The organism is Tropicimonas marinistellae (assembly GCF_001509585.1).
GTDB lineage: Bacteria > Pseudomonadota > Alphaproteobacteria > Rhodobacterales > Rhodobacteraceae > Tropicimonas > Tropicimonas marinistellae.
Genome location: NZ_LNCI01000003.1, coordinates 161,898 through 182,037, shown reverse-complemented (window position 1 = coordinate 182,037; position 20,140 = coordinate 161,898). Strand labels below are relative to the sequence as shown.

Genomic DNA, 20,140 nt, shown 5'->3' with positions numbered 1-20,140 from the left:
ACGCAGCCGGTGCGACCGAACGGAGCGTTCGCGGCACGCCGGATGATGAGCGGCGACGTCCTGTATCCCGAAATTGGTCAGCGATGCATGCGGACCCGCCAAGCTGGAGCCGGGTCCGACAGGATCAATATGCGAGTAATCTGCTACTCCAGACCGTGATACTCCCGGAGCGCCTTCCGCTTGCGCCAGGTGTCGCCCATGCCAGCCTGCAATGCCGGGGGCAGCGCCTCGTAAGGCACGACAAGGTCTTCCTTGCCCGTCGGCCAGTCTTCCATCAACTCGGGCTTGTAGCCCTCCGGATAGTAGAGATCCGGGTCTATCTGGCTCTCGCGAATGCCCGCGTTCTGGATCTCCTCGCGGGTGGTCGGCGGGCCCGGCACCACGAGTTGGTCGTTGTCGAAGTTAAACTGCGGGGCGCGGTTGTTGGGATAATCCGGAATGATCCCTTCGCGCACCCAGATCTTGTCCTTGGTCACGTTGACCACGATCCCGTCCGGCGCGCCGAAGTGATACGGGCCCTGCCAGTGCTCGCGGATCTCGGCAACTGTCTCTTCGTTGAGATAGGGGTCGAAGGGCATATGCGTGGTCAGGAACATGCGCGGCTGGATCAGGTTGGCGACATAGCCGGCCGCGTAGCCCGGCGTGTGATGCGTGTCGATCGTGTAGCGCGCGAGGAAGGGCGGCACGCCCTGCACGCCGGCGGAGATCTCCACCAGTTCCGTTTGCGTTTCAGTCACGTAGACGTCGCACCCCTTGGCGTATTCGACGTCACGCATGTTGGGCCGCCCGTCGCCGGTCCAGACAAAGCAGAGGCCGTTCCAATCGAGCCGGTAGGCCGAGGCCCCGTCTTTGGCGTGGCTGCGCTGCCAGTGGATGATCTTGACGCCGTTCTCTTCGAGCACCACCCCGCCATCATCGTCGAAGGGAAATTCGTTCACCTCGATGTCGTGTCCCTGCCCGACCGGGAAGACGGAGAAGGCATCGGTGTGCCATTTCACCATCTGCTTCATGCCCTCGATCATCGCCGCCGTGCCATATTCCGGCGTGCGGCCCGAAGGACCGAACACACGCAGCGGGTTGTGCCAGCGGCCCGACCAGCCGCCAAAGACATAGATATAGGGCAGCGCGTTATAGTGATCGACATGGAGGTGGGTGATGAAGATCTTGTCCAACTCGTTCAGCGCGATGTTGGAGGCGTTGATATTGGCGACAGAGCCTTCGCCGACATCGAAGAGATAGTTCTCGCCATTGCCGAGTTGCACGAGGATCGAGGTGTTCATCTGGCCGGGGCGGATGATCGGCGAGGTGCCCATGAAGATGATGCGCATCTCTTCAGGCTGCACGTCCTCGGTGCCGGGGAACCAGTTGGACGCCGATTGCATGTGGTCCATCGGTTCCACGCCTTCGAAGAGCAGTCCCTCTTTCCAGCGGTCGCCTGAAATGCCGCCGGTGAGCGCGGCCATGATCTTGTCCTCGTCGGAGGGCTCTGCAAGCTCGGGCGGCGCGGGAGTTTGGGCCATCGCAAACTCTGACGCACCGAGCGCTGCGCAGGCGAGCAGACCCGCCGCCAGCATCTGTCCTTTTGCCATCACGTTTCCTTTCGCATTCGCGGGATGGAAAATTGCTAACATCCCTCTCGGCGTGCAATGATCGAGAATGCGCAAGGATTGGTGTTTTACGGGTCTTTCAAGCACTGAACCGAGGAAAGGTACGGGGTGCCGCTAAAGGGTACGATACTACTGAAGGCGAGCTTCGACGACATGGAGCAGTTCTGCGAGGCGACGAAGAACTGGGACCTCGATTTCGTGCCGCTGGGTGGCTCGCTCGGCAAGGGATCTGCGGCTGAGATCGTACAGATCCGCTTCGGCTGCGTCGATTTCGGCTCCGCGCGCCTGCGGGCGCCGCTGGACCAGGCCGGAATGCCACCAGCGCACCGCCATACATTCGTTCTCCTGTCCGACCGGACGCCCCCTATTTGGTGGCGCGGGCAGCAGGCAAGCTCGGATGAAGTCATGGTCTTTCACGAAGGGGCCGAGTTGCGCGCCGCCTCCGGGCCGGATTTCCTCAATCTCTGCCTCTCCATCGAGGAGGCCGAGGTGGCCGCGATTGCCGAACGGGAACACGTGCCGCTCCCGGCCCTGCGTCAGCGGCCGGAGGTTTTCCGCCCGCCCCCGGCCAGGGTGGCCGCGGCCCGGGCAATCCTCATGGCTGCCCGGGAGGGGCATCCCGGGGCAACGGTGGAACGGGTGGAGAAGATCACTGCGGACCTTGTCTTGAGCTGGCTTCAACAGGCCGGGCTCCGCACCCGACCGGCCAACGGGCCCTCCAAGGATCGCGCCGTAACGCATTGCCTTGAGTTGATCGACGCCGCACCTGGGCAGCAAATTCCCGTGGCAGCGCTTTGTGTCAGCTCGGGAGTGTCCAGACGGACGCTGGAGACCGCTTTCCTGGATCGGTTCGGGGTTGGGCCGGCAGCGTTCATGAAACGCGCACGCCTTGGGAGAGTGCGCCGGGAGTTGCTGGTGGCCGGGCCCAGTGACGTACAAGTCGGCGAAGTGATGGCGCGATACGGTTTCACCCATGTGGGGCAGTTCGCGACCGACTATCGCCGCGCCTTCGGCGAACGCCCCTCCGAGACGCTGGCGCGCGTCAGTTGAACGTGACCTTCTCGAAGCGATGCCCCTGCATCACATAGCTTGCATCCGCAAGGTCGGTCTCGGCCAACACGGTGTTCAGAACTCCAATCGCGTAGACTGGCTCGAACATGGCATTCATCTGGTAGGGATCGGTCGTCGTCAGATAGACCAACTGGTTCGGCGGTGGCGGCGGGACGTGGATACAGGCCCCTACGAACGGCACGAGGAGAAACTCGGTGCCGCCCATCCGGTCGAATTCAAGTGGGACCAGATATCCCGGAAGGCGAACAAGCTTCCCATTGTATTTCTTCTCGACCATGTAAGCCCGCGGATCGGAATAGTCGCGCTCCGGCAGGCGGGAGTGGTTTACAACGCTACCCGTGGAAAATCCTCGCGCCGGCAATGGGCGGAGATCCTTCCAATTCAGGTCCACGGGTTCGGCCATTGCGGATACCCGTCGCACCAGCGCCGGCATTAGTATGCCGGCACCAAGAACGCCAACTGCGTATCTTCTGCTCATACGTTGCTTCAACGCTCTCGCCTCCATCCCGGATTCCGATCGATGCTACCCAATCGACGGAGACGGAAGAACCGCGGCGACCGTTTTCCTGCGCAAATTCGATGGTGCCCGTGCCGGGTGCAAACGGCGGTTTCCAAACGGAGCCATGGGAAAACCGGACACGCGTAGCATCGGCAATTGGATCGATCCGGAGCTTTTCCTGACCATCGACCGTCCATGGCGTTAGGGCGTCCTGAGGCCGATTGCAGTGATCCGAAATCGTGCTGGCTGCGTCTCCAACGCTTCCAGTTTTTCCAGCAACCAACGCCCGCATCCGGAACCGCGCGCGAGGACCCAGGGCCATTGAATTGCCCCGCTGCTAGATCGCAATGTCTCGCTAACGGCAATCTCGTGTCAGGCGCGTTTTCACTGGAGCATGGCTCAGACGTCATCCGAGAGAAGGGGCTGTTCTTCCGAGATGCCGGTCCTCCGGCCCATTCCCACACCAGGTCGAAACGGCCTTGCGGTACCCTGTATTGAACTGCCCGAGGTCGGTGCCTGACGCGCCCGCTCCAGGTCGCCAACCACTCAGAACCCGTCGACGCAGCGTCCAATGTTCCTGAACGCCCGTGCTCAGGGGGTTAATGTGCATTGATCTTCCAAGGCATTCGCCTCACTGGGTGATGACAATGAAAAAGGCGAACCTTTCACATCTGGCCGTTCCGGGCGCCGAGATCGCCGCGAGAGTGACGCCACGGGCGTCGCGCAATGCCGTGGAACATTCAGATGATGGTCTACGTGTCTACGTCACGGCCGCACCGGAGGGCGGCAAAGCCAATGCCGCCGTGCAAACGCTGCTGGCCAAGGCGCTCGGCGTTCCTAAATCGACTTTGAAACTGGTGCGGGGCGGCACGTCGCGCAACAAGGTATTCAGGATCGAGTCCTGACACCGGGTCACCCGAACGCGGGGCGCAGCTGACCGGATTGTCGCGGCTGTACCGGCCGAATCCGAAAACCGAAATCGTTTCAGTCCGCTTTCGGCGAGACCCGATTGACATGGCCCATCTTGCGGCCTTCCCTCGCATCCGCCTTGCCGTATAGATGGATAGCCGCGGACGGCGCGGAAGCCAGATCGGGTACGCGATCAACGTCAGCGCCGATGAGGTTTTCCATCACCACATCCGAATGGCGGCTTCCGTCGCCGAGCGGCCAGCCAGCGACAGCGCGAATGTGCTGTTCAAATTGGTCCACCGCACAGCCGTTCTGGGTCCAATGGCCAGAATTATGGACGCGAGGTGCGATCTCATTCACCAACAAACCGTCGGTGGTGACAAAAAGTTCGACGCCCAGAACTCCCACGTAGTCCAGTGCATTCAGGATGCGACCAGCGAGCAACACGGCATCGGCGCGCAACGCCGCAGGGATCGGCGCGGGCACCGTGGTACTGCGCAATATGCCGCCTTCGTGAACGTTCTGCCCGGGATCGAAACACGAGACCTCGCCGGACAGGCCGCGGGCGGCGATGACAGAGATCTCCATGGAAAAGTCGACAAACCCTTCCAGCAGCGCCGGCGCGCCCTGCATCTCCGCAAAAGCTGTCTCGATTTGTGCCGCGTCGGTGATCCGCACCTGCCCCTTGCCGTCGTATCCCAGCCGCCGGGTCTTGAGGATTGCTGGTAGCCCGAGCGCGACAACGGCGGCGGCCAGATCCGCCGCGCATTCGACATTCGCGTAAGGGGCTGTTTTCAAACCGAGACCGTTCAGAAAGTCCTTCTCCGACAATCGGTCCTGGCTCACCGCCAGCGCGCGGCGGTTCGGACGCAGCGGTCGTAGCGCCTCGATACGGTCGAGCGCTTCGGCCGGGACATTCTCGAACTCGAAGGTCACCACATCCACAGCGCGGGCGAAGCGCTCCAACGCCTCCGCATCCTCGTAGGACGCTTGGGTGACGGCGGCCGCGACGTCGCCGGCCGGCGCCGCACCCGGCTCAAATATGTGGCAGCGATAGCCGAGGCGGGCCGCCGCTGCGGATAGCATCCGGCCAAGCTGGCCGCCGCCGAGGATTCCGATCGTCGCACCGGGCGGTAGGATGGGCATAGTCACTCTATCCGTTCAAACGTTCGTCGATTGCAGACAGCGCCGCGCAGAGAGCATCCTGGGCACCGCCGCTGCGCAGGTCATCGACCATTTGCAGGCTCAGTGTGCCATCGGTTGCAAGCGCGTCGCGCTCCGTTGCAAGCCCACCAGCCGCCCCCTTTTCCATGGCGTCCAGAAAACCAGCGGTGAGTTGCGTTGTGTAGAATTCGGACGCCGCCGCGTTGCCGGTCTTTGCGCCGAGCCAGCTGCTGGCTCTCTCCATGAGATCGAGGATGCCCGGCACCATGGCACAAATCGCGAAATGAGCGTTCAGTGCGGCCTCGCTCGGGGTCGTCACGACGGGGTTCTCCGGCTCAAAAAGCGTGCTCAGAAGCTCCGCGTTGCCGTAGGCCGCGAGTGGGCACCCGCCCTGCTCCAGAAACCCAAGCGGAATAGTCTGGACGAAATCCGCAGCCGGCGCGCAGAGCGATTTCAACTCGGCCTCGGTCACGCCCGCCATGACCGAAACGATCCGGTGGTCACTGCGAAACGCTAGCCCTTGCAGAACCTCCGCCGCCACATGTGGGCGCAGGCAGAGAAAGACGATATCGGATTGCTCAAGTACACCAGCCGCATCGGTCACCGCGACACCACATTCCGCGGCCAGCGCCGTGGACACCCCTTCGTTTCGCCGGGTGACCGTGATCTCATGCCCACGCGCCGCGAGAAACCGCACCATCGGGGCCGCAATATGCCCGGTTCCGATGAAGCCAAGGCGACTCATCCCTCCGGCACTTCCGGGATCGAGGCGGAAAGCGCCGCACGCCATTCTTCGAGACGGCTGGCGAGCGCCGGATCCTCGTTGGCCAGGATCGCCGCTGCCATCAATCCGCCGTTGGCGGCGCCTGCGGCACCGATGGCCATCGTCGCGACCGGAAAGCCGCGCGGCATCTGCACGATGGAATAGAGTGAATCGACGCCGGAGAGCGCCTTCGTCTGCACCGGCACACCGATGACAGGGACGCGGGTCTTCGAGGCGACCATTCCAGGCAAATGCGCCGCACCGCCCGCGCCGGCAACAATGGCCTTCAGACCACGCTCCGCGGCGCTCTTGCCATAGCTCCAGAGGCGGTCGGGCGTGCGGTGGGCCGAGACGATGCGCGCTTCATAGGTCACGCCGAGTTCATCCAGGATCGCGGCCGCTTCCTTCATGGTCGGCCAGTCGGATTGGCTCCCCATGATGATTCCCACTTTCGGCTCCGCCATGGCACCCTCCTGCTCAACAGAGCGCGCACCATAGCAGCGCCTTGGCAGAGGGCAACGGGGGCAATTCGGTCAGGCGATGATGTCCGGAGTAATCTCGTCTTCCAGAGCGGCAATCCGGTCCTTGAGCGACAGTTTCTGCTTTTTCAGACGACGAATGGTGAAAGAATCCGCCGTCCCCGTTTCTTCGAGGGCACGGATAGCCTCGTCGAGATCCCGATGCTCGCGAACAAGCACCTGCAACTTCACGCGCTTAACCTCGATCGGGTCCATTTCGTTAGGTGCGTTCATGCGTGCCTTGTCTGAACTTTTCGCGACAACACTCCGAATATAGGGTTTTCTACCGCCCCCCGCAAAGCCCGAACCTTGCAGAGCTGCGTCCTTGCGCCCATATTTTTCGAAGGGTGCCCGAATGCGGGGCCCGAAATCGCATGGTCGCTTCGCGAAAGGACGTGCCCGATGACCAAAACCGCCCTTGGCTCGCATCCATTTCTGTTGGGATTCGAGCAGCTTGAGCGCCTCGTCGAACGAACTGCAAAGTCCGGGAACGAGGGCTATCCACCGTATAACATCGAGCAATCCGGTGATCGTAGCTATCGGATCACGCTCGCCGTAGCGGGCTTTGCCGAAGAAGACCTTTCGATCACTGTCGAGGATCGTCAACTCGTGATCCGCGGACGCCAGGGCGATGACGAGGGCGAACGGATCTTCCTGCACCGCGGCATCGCGGCACGCCAGTTCCAACGGAGTTTTGTTCTGGCCGACGGCGTGGAAGTGACGGGCGCCAAGATGGAGAACGGGCTCTTGCACGTCGACCTGGAACATGCGGTGCCGGAAACAATCGTCCAGACGATCCAGATCAATCAATCGTAAGGAGGCAGGAATGGATCACAAGCACCCGCTCGGCGATGCGCCGACACCGGAGACGAAACCCATCGTTTACGTCCGTCCTGTTGACGTAAGCGACCTTCCGAAAGAGCTGCAACAGCAGGCCGAAGGCGTGGAAGATCTCTACTCCGTACATGACGCGCAGGGTCAACGGCTCGCTCTGGTCCGCGGCCGCAAGTTGGCATTTGTCCTCGCCCGCCAGAACGACCTGACCCCGGTCAACGTTCACTGATCCGCCCAAGGTCTCGGGCTCGTTCATCGCATCCACAGCGTGCGGAGGCCGAGGGCTAATTCGATAACCCGTTGAAAGTCGTAAACCGGAGCGGTTGCGTGGATTCAGCTGCAATAGCGTCGGGTCCGGGCACGATGGGGACAGTTCCTGAGAGGTTCGAGGGGCGAACAACTGGACGAATGGAACGTGCCACGGCCAGTTCGCGCTGCGGCTTGTCCGTCAAGAAATAGACAGTGTTGTCGACCGGTTCAGGAAGATCCGACAGGTTCACATGCCGTGTACCTTCGACTTCCGGCAAGTCGGAAAGATTGACGACCGGGACGACCGCGGCCACGGGAAGGTCAGACAGCCGAAGCTTCCCAGTGTCGGCACTGATATCCGGCTCCTTCACGTGGACGCGCGCCTGCAATGCCTCGGAACGGCCGAGAAATGCGCCAACCGCCTCGGTCACGGGCATTGCAATTGCTGCCAGCCGTGCATGGATCTGCGCGCGCTTGGTCGGCCCCGCCAGAAGATAGACCCCGACGCAAATCAGGATTGGCAGCGCGAGATAGCGCAGCATGACCCAGATTCCGGTCGTCCAGAAACTCGAACGCTCTTCCCTCGCCACGTCGCAACCCTCAACCGCGAACCATAACTCGCGCATGAAGGGACATTGAAATCGTGGCCTCCGCACAGGGCCGAGGCGGCATTTTCGCGAAGATTGAGGACGGAAATTGGGCGCCCACCCGCATGGGTTGTGTACGCGCCGTTCTTTGGGAGCAGCCTGCAGGCCCGGCGTGAATCCTGACCCGAGATGCGCATCAGCTCATCCCAAGCGCTTCCTTGTACATCTCGAGCACGGCCTCTTCCTCGGCGATGTCGTCCGGCTCGCGCTTGCGCAGTGCGATAACCTTGCGCATGACCTTGGTGTCATAGCCGCGCGCCTTGGCCTCGGCCATCACTTCCTTCTGTTGCTCGGCAATGTCCTTTTTCTCGGCTTCGAGACGTTCGAACCGCTCTATGAACTGCCGCAACTCGCCGGCTGCAACCTTGTATGTCGCATCACTCGCGGCGGTGCTGCCGCTCTCGCTGGGAATGTCGCTCATGACTGCCTCTGTCCTATCGTGGTGCTCGCATGGCCCTACAGAAGCCCTGTCCTATAAGGCCCCGCCTCGGCCCGCAAGACCGGTTGCGCCTGCCCGCAAGAGAGGATAGCGCGGACGATGGGACGGCTTGTGGGAGGTGTGATGGAACTTCTGATCTGGATCGGCGCTGCGATTTCGCTGGTGGGGCTAGCAGGGATCATCGGATGCGTCGTCTCGGTTGCGCGGGCGCGCAGGCAAGGACTGGAGGACGCGGTAATGCGGGAGCGACTGCAGAAAGTGGTGGTGTGGAACCTCGGCTCGCTTGCGGTTTCTGCAGTCGGCCTGATGATGGTTGTCGTTGGCGTAATCCTGGCCTGAGGGCACATCAGGCCGCTGGCGCGCCGTGGGGAAAACCTGACGCCGCTCCACGCACCACCATGCGTTCCAGAAACCGCGGCGGTGCCCAGAACCGCGCGTCCGCCCGCTGCGCAAGCTCCAAGAGCCTGCCATGCACCTCCGCCAGCCCGAGCAGACCGGCTTGATACATTGGCCCCCCAAGGCTTCGGGGAAATCCAAGACCGTGGACCGCCACAAGGTCGACATCGGTCGGAGACTTCGCCACGCCGCTTCCGAGCGCCGAAAAACCGGCCGAGATCAGCGCGAGTTGACATCGATCCACAATCTCAGCGGCCGATATCGGGCGTGGGGCGACCCCGGCAGCGCTGCGTACGTCCTGCACGATGCGCCCGACCGCGCCCGAAGCAAGCCCCTCCGGAATACCGTCCGGATAATCATAATACCCCTGCCCCGCCTCTTTGCCCCAGCGGCCGGTCGCGCAGAGCCGGTCCAGCACTGGCACGTAGCGGTCGCGCGGATCGCGCATCTCGGCCCGCGCGCGCCGGCGACGGTGGACGCCGCTCAACCCTTCGCAGTCGAGCCGTCGATACGGCCCCAGTGAATAACCGGCCGCCTCAAGCGCTGCGTCTATCGATTGCGGCGTGGCACCGTCTTCCAACAGATGATCAGCCGCCGTACGAAGCCGCGACGTCAGCACACCGGCAATGGACAAAGTCGACTGTCCCGACACGATGGGAAAGGCCCCGATCAACCGCAACAGCCCGGTTACCGACGAAACGACGGAAGGGGAGGACGCGACACCGGGCAGGAGTTCCGCCAGGCTCCCCGGTCGAAACCGCTCGGTCATTGCCAGGTGCAACTCCGTGCCATTCACCTCTGCTGCGACATCAAGCGGATCATCCGCCGGAACGACTGTGACCCGGATCGGTTCGGGCCCGCCGGAAGGATGGCACATCAATCGCGGCACACGCCCGTCCTGCGCCATGAAACGCAAGGCCAGATCTCCGCATGCCCCCCCACCAGACCGACCTGCGTGCAACCGGGTCAGGTGCGCGCGCCGTGTGGCCTCGTCACACCGGCCGTCTGCCACATCGCGCGCCAACTCTTCCCCGATACGCGACAACATTTCCCGACCCGGTGCATGCTCGGCAACCGTGACCTCGACGCCGGCCCGCAGCAGTGCCAATGCGAAAGGTGCCGCGGTGGTGTCGCCGGCATGGACCGAGACATGGCGGATCGGTAGCGGGTTGGCCGTTACCTCAACCGACGCGGCCACCTTGCGTTCGGCTGAAACCACATGGCGCAAAGCTGCCGCCTCCGGCGCTTGCCGCAGTGCCTCGGCTGCCGCACGCTCGAATGCGACCCCGGCATCGAAGGGCAGCACGAGCGCCGCCTCAACGCATTCGATGATCCGATTTGCCGGAGGTGTGTCGTACCGTTTTCGCGCTGTCTCCACAGCGTCATGGAACGCGGCCCGGTCCGACAATGCCTCGTTGCGTAGGCGTGCCGGCCGTGGAGGCGCATCAGCCTGTGCAAGTTTTTCCGCAAGGGACAACGCCGCCTCGATCACGTCACCCTGAACCACGCCATCCAGAACTCCGGCCGTACAGGCCGCCTCGGCGGAAAGTGGGGTTCCACCAAGCAAAGCTTCGAGCGCGAAAGCCGCACCACCCAGTCGCGGCAACCGTTGCGTCGCACCGCCGCCCTCCAGCGTACCGGTCTCGATTGCGGATAGCGCGAGGCACGGCCCTTCCCCACGAAGACGGAAATGCGCGCTGAGCGCGAGTTCCGCCAACGTCCCGCTGGCACACCCTGTCAACGCCGCGACAATCGGCCGGCCGAACGCCTCCAACGTCGTACACAGATCGGCCAGAGCCGGCGTGGTCTCTGGCGAGGTATCGAGCGTTGCTGCGGTTGCATCGCAGGCCGGCAACACCAGGACGATTGCGCGAACGTCGGCATCGTCCTCGAGCGCGTCCAAGGTCGACATGATCTGGGCTCGAAGTGGCGCATCAAGGACAGCGGAGCCGAGCGCCAGCAGCGCCACCGGTCCGATCCGTTCTACTTCCATTCGAAGAACCGCCATGCGCTGCTCCTGCCTCCGGCCTTCCTAACCGACCAGACACCGCGATCAAACCCGTCGTGCGCCCGAGTGGCAAGACACTGATTGACCGAGCCGCGAACTGACGTCCGAAACCTATTTATGAAGCTTGTTGGCGCATGCCGCGCAGAATGGCGTGAACGGGAGGACGTCGAGGCGCGCCTCGGAAATGTCCTCGCCGCATTGGACGCATTCGCCGTAGGTGCCCTCCTCGATACGCCGAAGAGCCGCACGGATAGCCGCGATCTCGACCTTGCCCGCGCGCCCTTCCCCCTCAAGCACCTCGTCGGTCTCGCGCTCAACCGCGAGTTCTTCCCAATCCCGCGATTGATGGCTGTCGAGTTCCTCGTCGATCTCGCGCAACTTCTCTTCCAATGCCGCAAGACGCGCCTCCAGTTGCGCCTTACGTTCCAGAACCGCAACCATTTTTGTTCTCCTATCTGCAGGTTCCCGATCTGACACGCTACGCGCCCCACCTGTTTTCGTCATTGACGCAAATCAATGCCAGCAGCCGGGAACTACGCTGGATCATGGTGCAGCGGCGCTAGCGCAACAGGTCGCACCAGCGATTGAGCGCGGCGACCGATCTTCGCCGCCAAAACGGTCTTCGCGGCCTGGCCGTTGCGACCGGCTCCGCCAGGACCCGTCCGGCGCCTTGACCCCGGAGCCAAAGAAGAGGATGGAGAGCCATGGATATTCGCCCCCTTTCCGAGACCTACGCGGTCTCGCCACAGATCACGCCGGAGGACGTGCCCGCTATTGTGGCGGCCGGGTTCCGGACCATCATCTGCAACCGGCCGGACGATGAGATTCCGCCGTTCTTGCGCGCGGAAATGGTTCGCGCGGCGGCTGAACAGGTTGACTTGACCTTCGTCGACAATCCCATCGACTCCCGAGATGTCGGCCGCGAGGCTGTTCGCCTGCAGCGCGACGCAATCGCGAATTCGGATGGGCCCGTGCTCGCCTATTGCGCGTCAGGCACCCGATCCACCGTGGTCTGGATGTTTGGCGCCGCCCGTTCGACCGCGCCGGATACGCTGATAAACGCGGCAATGCGTGCAGGTTACCCGCTAAACCACCTTCGTGAGCAATTGGAGATTGCCGCGCGCATCGAGTGAACTTTGGCGGCGTCACGCGATGTCTGCCGGAAGTCTCGACACCGTCGCTCCTTCAGCGTCCATTCAGCTTTCCGGCGGCGAGGAAAGGCTTGGCAGGTCTGGAAGATCGGGCAGATCCGGCAGGTCAGGCAGATCGGAAAGACCGGGAAGGTCGGATAGATCGGGCAACCCGCCGTCGTCGTTTGAAAGCTCCGCGACGTCAACGGCAGGTGGATTCGCCAGATTGGGTCCCTCATCACTCACCAGATCGGTGCCAGGCAGCGCGACCGTATCAAGCGCCGACACGTCCGGTTCGCCAGGCATGGAAGACATCTCCGCGAAGGGTACCGGATCGAGGCCTGCGATGTCGCCGGAGGTCTCTCCAGGCAGCGCAATTGAAGTGGCCCGACGAGTGTCACCCGCAGGCGGAGCATCTCCAAGTGACCCGATGCGGATCGCTTTATTCCCGCGGCTCTGACCAAGGCGCCCCATAGCACAGGTCCGCCCGCCCGCCGCGATTAGGCGCACGCGGTCGATACTGATTGCGGGAAGCGGGATTTCGTCACCAACCTCGAGATGTGCAACCTCATCGAAGGGAAGCTTGACGCGGTGCATTATCGCCTGAAGACGCACGCCTGCGCCCATGACAGCCTCTCCGAACTCGGTCTGCCATAGGGTATCGCGTTCCGGTCTGGCCGCACGATCCACCGGCTCGCCGACAGCACCCTGACCCTCCGCCGGCAAGGCGAGCATGAGGTTTCCCGCACGGCATCCTTGTTCCAGGTCCAGTTCCAGTCCGAAAATCCGATAGTCGACCTCGTCCAGCATCAGTCCAAGAGGCCGAATGCCTTCCAGATGGCTATGGTACCCGAACCCCGCCGCCCAGCGTGCCTCCTGCCGCCCAAGGAGCGGTGCTTCGAATTCCCGAAGCGCTGCGTCGATCAGATCCGCTGCAAGGGCCGCGTCCGTTCGGGTCACAGGGCGGGTCGGCGGCGTCCTGGGAGCAATTCCTCCCGTCATCTGCATCTCTATCACGGCAGACAGCAGCGCATGGTCGAAACACATGAGGCCCTGCGTCTCTCCCGGCCCTTCGAGCACCGCGATCAGGCCGCCTTCGGGCACCGTTTCAAGGATGTCGGGAAGTCCTCCCACCCGCTCCGACGTCGCCGTGGCAAGCACGGCCATGGATATCGAGGCTTCAGCCGCCTTGCTGAGACCGGATGCGAGCGCGCGGGCGGGCAATACGGCTTGACCGCCCGGGGCAGCGTCCCGCCCGGCGGCAGCCATGCGCCGAAGCACCGATTGCGCTTCTTGCTCGCTCATTGCGACGTCATCCCTCATCCGCGCGCGCGACCGCGGCGGAACCTTTCAGAATCAAGATGCGCCGGAGTCTCTTGGCAAACCGTTAAGGCGGGTCTGATTGCGCGCCTTATTCGGCAGCGCGTGCGGACCCCGCCCCTTCTGCCAGCGGTACACTCACCCGGAATGCCGCGCCGCCCTGCCCCGGCAGGTACTCGATCGCGCCACCAAGGCGCACCATGATTTCCCGGCAGATTGCAAGGCCAAGACCCGCGCCGCCGGCGGCGGCTTGGTCGGACAGGCGGGAGAACTTTTCGAAGATGATGTCCTGGCTCCGGTCCGGAATACCCGAGCCGTTGTCGATGAAGTCGACCACCGCCCGCCCCGCGAGTCGCCGGACGCGAATCTGAAGTTGCGGCCATTCCGCATCGCAATACTTCTTCGCGTTACCGATCAGGTTGATGAACACCTGCGTCAGTCGGTCTGCGTCCGTGACAAGATCGATTTGCTCGTCCGCCGGGTTGCGGAACACCTGCAATCCGTCTTGCGCACGTACCTCCGTCATCGCACCCGTAGCCGCAATCGCCCGGTCTATCAGCTCGTTCAAGCGCGCCGGCCCGAGCGTGAGGCTCACTTGGGCATTCTCCAGAACGCTGAGATCCAGAAGATCGTCGAGCAATCGTGTCAGGCGAATGGCTTCGTCGTGAATGATGCCAGCGTAGCGGACCGTTTCCTGCTCGCTCAGATCACCCTCGCGCAGTATCTCCGCAAATGCACGGACCGACGTCATGGGTGTGCGCAGTTCATGGCTGATCTGGCTCAGAAACGCATCTTTCTGGATGGAGATTTCGGTGAGTTTCTGGTTGGCCTCCCGCAGCTGGCGCGCGGTGCGCTCCAGTTCCTCCGACTGGGCCTCCAGCCGGTTGGAATACTCCAAAATCTGCTGCGCTTCGTCCGCGACACGAATGAGATCCTCAACCAGGACGGACGACGAACCAGCGATTTGCCCGACCATGGCGTGCGCCGTCGCACCGCCGACGCTGGCGGAGAGTTCCCTCTCCAGGCGGGCAAGAAATTCCGGGGTCGTATCGGGTAAGTACCCCGCCTTGCCCTGGGACGCGGCCTCGGACTGGAACAGGGCTTGCGCATCCGAAGCCCCAAGGATCCGCTGAGCCATCATCAACAGGTCCTCCGCCCGGGCGCTGCCCCGCGTCCAACCACGAGCGCCGAGCGTGTGTTCGAACACATTGACAACCTGCGCCCCCTGCAACCGCTCCAACGGCGTCGGGAACGACGCGATGGAGAAGCCGCAATATGCGATCGTGTTCAGCAAGATCGACCAGAACACCGTGTGAATCAGCGGGTCCATCCCGGCGATACCGAAGAGCGCTTGGGGCCGCAGCCAGGAGATCCCGAACGGCCCATGAGCCATCATGACCTCGCTCATTGGACCGGCATCGCCGAAACTCGGCAGAAACAGCGTGTAGGCCCAGATGGTGAAGCCGGTAATCAGCCCTGCCGCCGCGCCAACCCGTGTACCTCCCCGCCAGAACAACCCGCCAAGCAGTGCCGGAAGCACCTGGCTGACCCCGACAAACGAAATAAGACCGATCGAGGCAAGTGCAGCCGAGCCGCCTGAGAACCGGTAGTAAAGATAGCCAAGGGACAATACCGCTCCGATGGAAAACCGCCGCGCCAGCAAGACCACTCGCCGCACATCCCCGGCCATGGTTGCGCCGTCCTTCTGGCGCGACAGGTAAAGCGGCATGACAATATGGTTGGAGACCATGGTCGCCAACGCTAGCGCCGCCACGATAACCATCGAGGTTGCCGATGAGAACCCGCCGAGAAAGGCGAACACGGCAAGACCATGCCATTCCTCGCGGAGCGGTAACGTCAGTACGAAGAGGTCCGGATTGGCTCCCTCCGGCATGGTGGCGAGTCCGACCACGGCAATCGGCACCACGAAAAGGCTCATCAGGCAGAGATATAGCGGAAATGCCCAAGAGGCGACGCCAAGATGCGCCTCGTCGGCGTTTTCCACCACCATTACCTGGAACATCCGCGGCAGGCAGAGGATCGCGGCGGCCGAGGTGAAGATCAAACCAGCCCATCGCGCCGGCACGATCTCCCAGCCCGCGATGGGAGAAGCGTCGATCCGGGCGAGTATGTCCGCCGGTCCCCCGGCCAGCCCCCAGACGACGAACGATCCGACAGCCATGAGTGCCAGCAACTTGACCACCGCCTCTACCGCGATGGCCATAACGACGCCGTAGTGGCGTTCGTTCGTGTTGAGATTCCGCGTCCCGAAGAGAATTGTGAACAGCGCCAGGCCGCAGGCGACCCAAAGCCCGGTCGAGGCAGGATTGGACGGCGTCCAGGTCTCGGCCTCCGTTTCGGCGAACACCCCGAATGAAAGGGTAACGGACTGCAACTGAAGCGCGATATAGGGTGTGGTGCCCACAACGGCCATGACGGTCACCAGCACACCGAGTGCATTCGACTTGCCGTACCGCGAGGAGATCATGTCGGCAATCGAGGTGATCCGTTGGCTGCGTCCCACGCGCACCAGTTTCCGCAAGAGCAGCCACCAGCCCGTGAACACCAGCGTCGGGCCAAGGTAGATCGTGATGAACTCCAGCCCTGACCGCGCGGCATAGCCGACGGCACCGTAGAAGGTCCACGCGGTGCAATAGACCGACAGCGACAGGGTGTAGACCAGCGGCGAGCCTAACCAACCGCCCCCCGTTCGCCGCGTGCGCCGCTCAGCGAAATAGGCGACGGCGAACAGGAAGGCGACATAGGCAAGCGAAATGGCGACGAGCGCATTGAACGACATGGGTCAGCGCTCCTCTTGCTCGCCGGTCTCGTCCGCGCTGCGTTCAGCCCGGTCGACCTCCCTAAGCGGTTCGGAGAGCCGACGTTCCAGGTAGGCTGCCACGACGATGAGGCCGGCCCATACAAGGAACAGATAGACGACGCCGGAAGACGTTCCCTCGCCGGGCGCCCAGATCATCGGAAGGAGCATGAGGATCGCGCCGAGCAGTGGCAACAGGCGCGCCGCGTCCATCACGCGCCGGCGGCGGTAGATGTCGCGCTCGAGAAAGACCGGCTGGTGACTGCGCTCCGCCCCCCCCTGAAACGGCAAGTCCGCCCAATCGTGCCAGCGTTCGGGCGGCGGAACCGATGCGACCGGACCTGTTGATCGGTCGCCCGCGTCCCGGTCCGGCAACCGCGGCCCCGGATCGTCGCTCACCCCCCTACCCTCACACCTGTCCGAGTGCGCCGGCCTTGAGCGCATTGACGGTATCGAGGACCTCGGCATTTGCGAATGGCTTCGTCATGAAGCAGGTCACGCCGTATCGCTCCGCTAACTCGCGGTCGCGCCCTTGCCCCTTGGCAGTAAGCATCAATACCGGCAGGTCGACCGTGGCCGGTTCCGCCCGTAGCTCCTTCAGAATGTCGAAGCCTGACTTGCCCGGCAACATCACGTCGAGCACCAGAACGTCCGGCGGACCTGCCAGTACCTTGTCGACAGCTGAGGCACCATCGACATGGGTGTCCACCGCCCATCCGTCTCTCGACAGAATGAACCGGATTGCCTCAATGATGTTTGGCTCATCTTCGACGAGCAGCACGCGTTTCGACATACGGTCTCCCCCCCGCAAGCGGGTCTTCGTTGCGCGCGCCCGCTTCGCGTTCACTATTGCCGCTTACGGCGGCCAAGTCAAAACACCTGTGCCATGATCGACGGTTCGCGCCTGGCCGCGCAGTCGGAGCGCGAACAAATTCGGCAAGAAGTTCCGATTTCAAACACTTGTGCAGGTTGCGTGTCATCGGCAAGCTCGCTTGGCAATACGAGCATGGTCGCCTCAAGAACCTGTGGTCCGTCGAAGCCCGTCGGTTGACTGGGCTGGCACACCGCAAAGGCCAGAAAGCGGCGCGGGTTGCGTCCTCCCAATTCCACCCATTGACGAACCGGCGACATGGGTCGCGCCAAAGCCTGGTAGAGCGGCCACAGCGGACAGGCCGCCGAGTAGCGCGGCAGCGGGAAGCCTTCGACTGGCTTGCGAAACGTCAGCGTACCTGACCCGTCGCAGGCAACAAGTGCGATCTCCGCCCCGATCCGCTCGGCCGGCAGCGCGGCAATCCGGCGGAACACGGCGGCGAGATCGACGCCGAAACGCATCGCGAGGGCGGCCGGGTCGAAACGCTGCGCCACCGCAGCGTCGAGAAATGCCTCAAGCGGCATTCGCGCCGCATCCCTCCGGTAGTCGGTCAGGTAGGCTTCTGCCAATGCCTGAGCCGCCGAACTTCGCAACGCTTCTGTTCCGCGTACGATTTCGGCGGGTTCGGCAGGCGTGTCGCCCTCAAGATCCGGCACGAAGAATTGTGCATCCCTCAACCAGCCATCCAGCTCCTCCTGCGGTGTTGACCCGGTGAATTCGGTCGAACTCGCCTCGTCCAAGTACCGCACCAACGCCTCCGCGCTCTCGGCGAGCCGGGCGGATTCTTCAGCCATGTTTCGGTGAAACCGCTCGCGCCATTCAGGATCGATATCCCTGGTCTCCGCGAGGATGGTGGCCGTGGAGCGGATTGCTGTCACGGTGGAGATGACCTCGTGCAAGGACGCCGACAGAAATGGATCGTGGGTCATTCGATCCGACAGCACCTCGACTGAGTGCTCCAGCGCTGTCGCGCGCTGGCGTGTGTCGGCCAAGAGCCTTGCCCACCCCGGGAAACGTCCGACAAACTCTTCGAGCCGGGACAGTTCCTCCCCGGCACCCGCATGACCCACGGCAGCCTCTCTGAGAGCGTTTAGAAGTGCCGCCTCCGCCCCTTCGGTCAACGCCGACGGCTCAACACCGAGTTCTCGCGCAATATCTTGAATGAGTTTGCCGCCGATTCTTCGCCGATTGTGCTCGATCAGATTGAGATACGACGGAGAAATACCGACCGATCTTGCTAGATCGGCCTGTTTCCGGCCCATCATCGTGCGCCGCTCCCTGATACGGCTGCCTGTCAGCGAACTGCGCGCCATGAACTTTTCCCCATCTTCCCAACGGCTTTCTGCGCCGCAGTGAGAAATCTTTTACACACACCCACGATCCACTGTCTATTTATTTACAAAAAAAATCTTTTGTCAAAAGGAGTTGTTGCCAGCTTTGACAATACCCGCCGATACTGAAGGAGCCTGTGAACAGGGCGTCCGGCGCGGGAGGTAAGGCTCCGGACACATTCCATTGGGAGGAACACATGTCGAAACTCAACGTGACGCGCCGTGGCGCGCTGAAGTCTGGTGCTGCCGCTGGTGCCGGCCTGGCGCTGCCGACGATCTTCACGGCAAGCTCCGCCAACGCGTTCATGAACGAGCCGACCGGCTCCAGCGTGACACTCGGCTTCAACGTACCGCAGACAGGCCCCTACGCCGACGAAGGCGCAGATGAACTGCGCGCATACGAACTCGCGGTCGAGCACCTGAACGGCGGTGGCGACGGTGGGATGCTCAACACCTTCTCCTCGAAGGTGCTCGACGGCACCGGCATCCTCGGCAAGAAAGTCGAGTACGTGACCGGTGACACCCAGACCAAATCCGACGCCGCCCGCGCCTCCGCCAAGTCGATGATCGAAAAAGACGGCGCCATCATGATTACCGGCGGCTCGTCCTCCGGCGTGGCGATCGCAGTTCAGGGCCTCTGCCAGGAAGCCGGCGTTATCTTCATGGCGGGCCTGACCCACTCCAACGACACCACCGGCAAGGACAAGAAGGCCAACGGTTTCCGCCACTTCTTCAACGGCTACATGTCCGGGGCCGCCCTCGCTCCCGTGCTGAAGAACGCCTACGGCTCCGACCGGAAGGCCTACCACCTGACCGCCGACTACACCTGGGGCTGGACCCAGCAGGAATCCATTGCCGCCGCCACCGAGGCGCTCGGCTGGGAGACTGTCAACAATGTCCTGACCCCGCTGGCAGCGACGGACTTCTCCTCCTACATCGCACCGGTTCTGAACTCCGGCGCCGACGTGCTGGTTCTCAACCACTACGGCGGCAACATGGTCAACTCGCTCACCAACGCCGTCCAGTTCGGGCTGCGCGAAAAGCAGGTGAACGGCAAGAACTTCGAAATCGTCGTGCCCCTCTACTCCCGCCTGATGGCTAAGGGTGCAGGCGAGAACGTGAAGGGTATCTTCGGATCGACGAACTGGCACTGGTCGCTTCAGGATGAGGGGTCCCAGGCCTTCGTGAAATCGTTCGGGACGAAATACGGCTTCCCGCCGAGCCAGGCTGCGCACACCTGCTACGTGCAAACCCTGCTCTACGCGGACGCCGTCACTCGCGCCGGCTCCTTCGCGCCCTGCGATGTCGCCGCAGCCCTCGAAGGCTTCGAGTTCGACGGCCTGGGCAATGGCCCGACGCTCTACCGCGCCGAAGATCACCAGTGCTTCAAGGACGTGCTCGTGGTGAAGGGTAAGGATAACCCGACCTCGGAATTCGACCTGCTCGAAATCGTCGAGATCACCCCGGCCGCACAGGTCACCTACCCGGTCGACCATCCGATGTTCGCCGGCGGTGCGCTCGGCGAGTGCAACAACGGCTGACCTGACGTCGTACAGGACCGCCGGG

Annotated in this window: 22 protein-coding genes; 7 read left to right on the top strand and 15 right to left on the bottom strand. The window is 63.0% G+C overall.

Translation table 11 applies throughout. The annotated features are described in order from the left end of the window. Positions 1-143: 143 nt before the first annotated feature. Entirely contained in the window at positions 144-1,589 is a 1,446-nt protein-coding gene (gene gntH, locus ARC39_RS07095; protein WP_236545143.1) for a guanitoxin biosynthesis MBL fold metallo-hydrolase GntH, read from the bottom strand. Positions 1,590-1,715: 126 nt separating this feature from the next. On the opposite strand from gntH, the gene ARC39_RS07090 reads away from it, so the two are divergent. Continuing rightward, positions 1,716-2,657: a helix-turn-helix domain-containing protein gene (locus tag ARC39_RS07090; protein WP_068112191.1), complete on the top strand. Its 942-nt coding sequence runs from the start codon at positions 1,716-1,718 to the stop codon at positions 2,655-2,657. Here the strand turns inward: ARC39_RS07090 and ARC39_RS07085 are convergent. After that, complete coding sequence (locus ARC39_RS07085) at positions 2,650-3,156, bottom strand: DUF3299 domain-containing protein (protein ID WP_161470940.1); 507 nt, start codon at positions 3,154-3,156, stop codon at positions 2,650-2,652. The two genes, ARC39_RS07090 and ARC39_RS07085, sit on opposite strands and share 8 nt — an antisense overlap. Before the next feature lie 668 nt (positions 3,157-3,824). Between ARC39_RS07085 and ARC39_RS07075 the strand changes: the two genes are divergently transcribed. Continuing rightward, positions 3,825-4,082, top strand: a complete 258-nt coding sequence (locus tag ARC39_RS07075) for a DUF167 domain-containing protein (RefSeq protein WP_068113207.1) — start codon at positions 3,825-3,827, stop codon at positions 4,080-4,082. 79 nt (positions 4,083-4,161) lie between these two features. Here the strand turns inward: ARC39_RS07075 and ARC39_RS07070 are convergent, their stop codons facing one another. From ARC39_RS07070 to ARC39_RS07055, 4 genes are all read right to left on the bottom strand, one after another. Further along, positions 4,162-5,232: a 5-(carboxyamino)imidazole ribonucleotide synthase gene (locus tag ARC39_RS07070; RefSeq protein WP_068112183.1), complete on the bottom strand. Its 1,071-nt coding sequence runs from the start codon at positions 5,230-5,232 to the stop codon at positions 4,162-4,164. Between the two features lie 7 nt (positions 5,233-5,239). After that, positions 5,240-5,995 carry an NAD(P)-binding domain-containing protein gene (locus ARC39_RS07065; protein ID WP_068112180.1) on the bottom strand — a complete coding sequence of 252 codons (756 nt, stop codon included), beginning with the start codon at positions 5,993-5,995 and terminating at the stop codon, positions 5,240-5,242. Beyond that, positions 5,992-6,477, bottom strand: coding sequence for a 5-(carboxyamino)imidazole ribonucleotide mutase (purE, locus tag ARC39_RS07060; protein ID WP_068112177.1), 486 nt, complete (start codon positions 6,475-6,477; stop codon positions 5,992-5,994). The genes ARC39_RS07065 and purE overlap by 4 nt, the downstream gene beginning before the upstream one ends. Positions 6,478-6,546: 69 nt before the next feature. After that, positions 6,547-6,765 (bottom strand): YdcH family protein, encoded by a 219-nt coding sequence (locus ARC39_RS07055; protein WP_068112173.1) that lies wholly within the window; start codon positions 6,763-6,765, stop codon positions 6,547-6,549. Positions 6,766-6,933: 168 nt separating this feature from the next. On the opposite strand from ARC39_RS07055, the gene ARC39_RS07050 reads away from it, so the two are divergent. Together ARC39_RS07050 and ARC39_RS07045 are read left to right on the top strand one after the other, a co-directional pair. Then, a complete protein-coding gene (locus ARC39_RS07050; protein ID WP_068112171.1) occupies positions 6,934-7,347 on the top strand; it encodes an Hsp20 family protein in 414 nt (137 codons plus the stop codon). Positions 7,348-7,357: 10 nt separating this feature from the next. Continuing rightward, positions 7,358-7,594, top strand: coding sequence for a DUF1150 family protein (locus ARC39_RS07045; protein WP_068112168.1), 237 nt, complete (start codon positions 7,358-7,360; stop codon positions 7,592-7,594). A 55-nt stretch (positions 7,595-7,649) separates the two neighbouring features. Here the strand turns inward: ARC39_RS07045 and ARC39_RS07040 are convergent, their stop codons facing one another. Together ARC39_RS07040 and ARC39_RS07035 are read right to left on the bottom strand one after the other, a co-directional pair. After that, positions 7,650-8,240 (bottom strand): hypothetical protein, encoded by a 591-nt coding sequence (locus ARC39_RS07040; RefSeq protein ID WP_068112166.1) that lies wholly within the window; start codon positions 8,238-8,240, stop codon positions 7,650-7,652. A gap of 157 nt (positions 8,241-8,397) precedes the next feature. Continuing rightward, a complete protein-coding gene (locus ARC39_RS07035) occupies positions 8,398-8,682 on the bottom strand; it encodes a DUF2312 domain-containing protein (RefSeq protein WP_068112163.1) in 285 nt (94 codons plus the stop codon). A 141-nt stretch (positions 8,683-8,823) separates the two neighbouring features. Between ARC39_RS07035 and ARC39_RS07030 the strand changes: the two genes are divergently transcribed. After that, positions 8,824-9,039 carry a hypothetical protein gene (locus tag ARC39_RS07030; RefSeq protein WP_068113205.1) on the top strand — a complete coding sequence of 72 codons (216 nt, stop codon included), beginning with the start codon at positions 8,824-8,826 and terminating at the stop codon, positions 9,037-9,039. A gap of 7 nt (positions 9,040-9,046) precedes the next feature. Here the strand turns inward: ARC39_RS07030 and ARC39_RS07025 are convergent, their stop codons facing one another. Then, a complete protein-coding gene (locus tag ARC39_RS07025; protein ID WP_068112161.1) occupies positions 9,047-11,104 on the bottom strand; it encodes a 3-hydroxyacyl-CoA dehydrogenase family protein in 2,058 nt (685 codons plus the stop codon). A gap of 111 nt (positions 11,105-11,215) precedes the next feature. Further along, positions 11,216-11,545: a TraR/DksA family transcriptional regulator gene (locus ARC39_RS07020; protein ID WP_068112158.1), complete on the bottom strand. Its 330-nt coding sequence runs from the start codon at positions 11,543-11,545 to the stop codon at positions 11,216-11,218. A gap of 263 nt (positions 11,546-11,808) precedes the next feature. On the opposite strand from ARC39_RS07020, the gene ARC39_RS07015 reads away from it, so the two are divergent. Further along, positions 11,809-12,237 (top strand): protein tyrosine phosphatase family protein, encoded by a 429-nt coding sequence (locus ARC39_RS07015; RefSeq protein ID WP_068112154.1) that lies wholly within the window; start codon positions 11,809-11,811, stop codon positions 12,235-12,237. A gap of 63 nt (positions 12,238-12,300) precedes the next feature. On the opposite strand, the gene ARC39_RS07010 is transcribed toward ARC39_RS07015, so the two are convergent. From ARC39_RS07010 to ARC39_RS06990, 5 genes are all read right to left on the bottom strand, one after another. Further along, on the bottom strand, positions 12,301-13,539 hold the full coding sequence (locus tag ARC39_RS07010) for a FliM/FliN family flagellar motor switch protein (RefSeq protein WP_068112152.1): 1,239 nt from the start codon (positions 13,537-13,539) through the stop codon (positions 12,301-12,303). Between the two features lie 106 nt (positions 13,540-13,645). Then, positions 13,646-16,354, bottom strand: a complete 2,709-nt coding sequence (locus ARC39_RS07005; protein WP_068112149.1) for an ATP-binding protein — start codon at positions 16,352-16,354, stop codon at positions 13,646-13,648. Between the two features lie 3 nt (positions 16,355-16,357). Next, on the bottom strand, positions 16,358-16,771 hold the full coding sequence (locus tag ARC39_RS26465) for a hypothetical protein (RefSeq protein WP_368085970.1): 414 nt from the start codon (positions 16,769-16,771) through the stop codon (positions 16,358-16,360). A 10-nt stretch (positions 16,772-16,781) separates the two neighbouring features. Continuing rightward, positions 16,782-17,165 (bottom strand): response regulator transcription factor, encoded by a 384-nt coding sequence (locus ARC39_RS06995; protein WP_068112146.1) that lies wholly within the window; start codon positions 17,163-17,165, stop codon positions 16,782-16,784. Positions 17,166-17,242: 77 nt separating this feature from the next. Next, positions 17,243-18,556 (bottom strand): helix-turn-helix transcriptional regulator, encoded by a 1,314-nt coding sequence (locus ARC39_RS06990; protein ID WP_068112143.1) that lies wholly within the window; start codon positions 18,554-18,556, stop codon positions 17,243-17,245. 215 nt (positions 18,557-18,771) lie between these two features. On the opposite strand from ARC39_RS06990, the gene ARC39_RS06985 reads away from it, so the two are divergent. After that, the gene (locus ARC39_RS06985; protein ID WP_068112140.1) at positions 18,772-20,115 is read left to right on the top strand and encodes a substrate-binding protein; all 1,344 of its coding nucleotides are present in this window, start codon (positions 18,772-18,774) and stop codon (positions 20,113-20,115) included. Positions 20,116-20,140: the final 25 nt, after the last annotated feature.

Excerpts from the sequence above, each read along its gene's own strand:
- ARC39_RS07055 (WP_068112173.1), bottom strand. The coding sequence starts at position 6,765 with ATGAACGCACCTAACGAAATGGACCCGATCGAGGTTAAGCGCGTGAAG.
- purE (WP_068112177.1), bottom strand. The coding sequence starts at position 6,477 with ATGGCGGAGCCGAAAGTGGGAATCATCATGGGGAGCCAATCCGACTGG.
- ARC39_RS07015 (WP_068112154.1), top strand. The coding sequence starts at position 11,809 with ATGGATATTCGCCCCCTTTCCGAGACCTACGCGGTCTCGCCACAGATC.
- ARC39_RS07085 (WP_161470940.1), bottom strand. The coding sequence starts at position 3,156 with ATGAGCAGAAGATACGCAGTTGGCGTTCTTGGTGCCGGCATACTAATG.
- ARC39_RS06995 (WP_068112146.1), bottom strand. The coding sequence starts at position 17,165 with ATGTCGAAACGCGTGCTGCTCGTCGAAGATGAGCCAAACATCATTGAG.
- ARC39_RS07020 (WP_068112158.1), bottom strand. The coding sequence starts at position 11,545 with ATGGTTGCGGTTCTGGAACGTAAGGCGCAACTGGAGGCGCGTCTTGCG.
- ARC39_RS07040 (WP_068112166.1), bottom strand. The coding sequence starts at position 8,240 with ATGCGCGAGTTATGGTTCGCGGTTGAGGGTTGCGACGTGGCGAGGGAA.
- ARC39_RS07025 (WP_068112161.1), bottom strand. The coding sequence starts at position 11,104 with ATGGCGGTTCTTCGAATGGAAGTAGAACGGATCGGACCGGTGGCGCTG.
- ARC39_RS07070 (WP_068112183.1), bottom strand. The coding sequence starts at position 5,232 with ATGCCCATCCTACCGCCCGGTGCGACGATCGGAATCCTCGGCGGCGGC.
- ARC39_RS06985 (WP_068112140.1), top strand. The coding sequence starts at position 18,772 with ATGTCGAAACTCAACGTGACGCGCCGTGGCGCGCTGAAGTCTGGTGCT.
- ARC39_RS07065 (WP_068112180.1), bottom strand. The coding sequence starts at position 5,995 with ATGAGTCGCCTTGGCTTCATCGGAACCGGGCATATTGCGGCCCCGATG.
- ARC39_RS07030 (WP_068113205.1), top strand. The coding sequence starts at position 8,824 with ATGGAACTTCTGATCTGGATCGGCGCTGCGATTTCGCTGGTGGGGCTA.
- ARC39_RS07045 (WP_068112168.1), top strand. The coding sequence starts at position 7,358 with ATGGATCACAAGCACCCGCTCGGCGATGCGCCGACACCGGAGACGAAA.
- ARC39_RS07075 (WP_068113207.1), top strand. The coding sequence starts at position 3,825 with ATGAAAAAGGCGAACCTTTCACATCTGGCCGTTCCGGGCGCCGAGATC.
- ARC39_RS07035 (WP_068112163.1), bottom strand. The coding sequence starts at position 8,682 with ATGAGCGACATTCCCAGCGAGAGCGGCAGCACCGCCGCGAGTGATGCG.
- gntH (WP_236545143.1), bottom strand. The coding sequence starts at position 1,589 with ATGGCAAAAGGACAGATGCTGGCGGCGGGTCTGCTCGCCTGCGCAGCG.
- ARC39_RS07050 (WP_068112171.1), top strand. The coding sequence starts at position 6,934 with ATGACCAAAACCGCCCTTGGCTCGCATCCATTTCTGTTGGGATTCGAG.
- ARC39_RS07005 (WP_068112149.1), bottom strand. The coding sequence starts at position 16,354 with ATGTCGTTCAATGCGCTCGTCGCCATTTCGCTTGCCTATGTCGCCTTC.
- ARC39_RS06990 (WP_068112143.1), bottom strand. The coding sequence starts at position 18,556 with ATGGCGCGCAGTTCGCTGACAGGCAGCCGTATCAGGGAGCGGCGCACG.
- ARC39_RS07010 (WP_068112152.1), bottom strand. The coding sequence starts at position 13,539 with ATGAGCGAGCAAGAAGCGCAATCGGTGCTTCGGCGCATGGCTGCCGCC.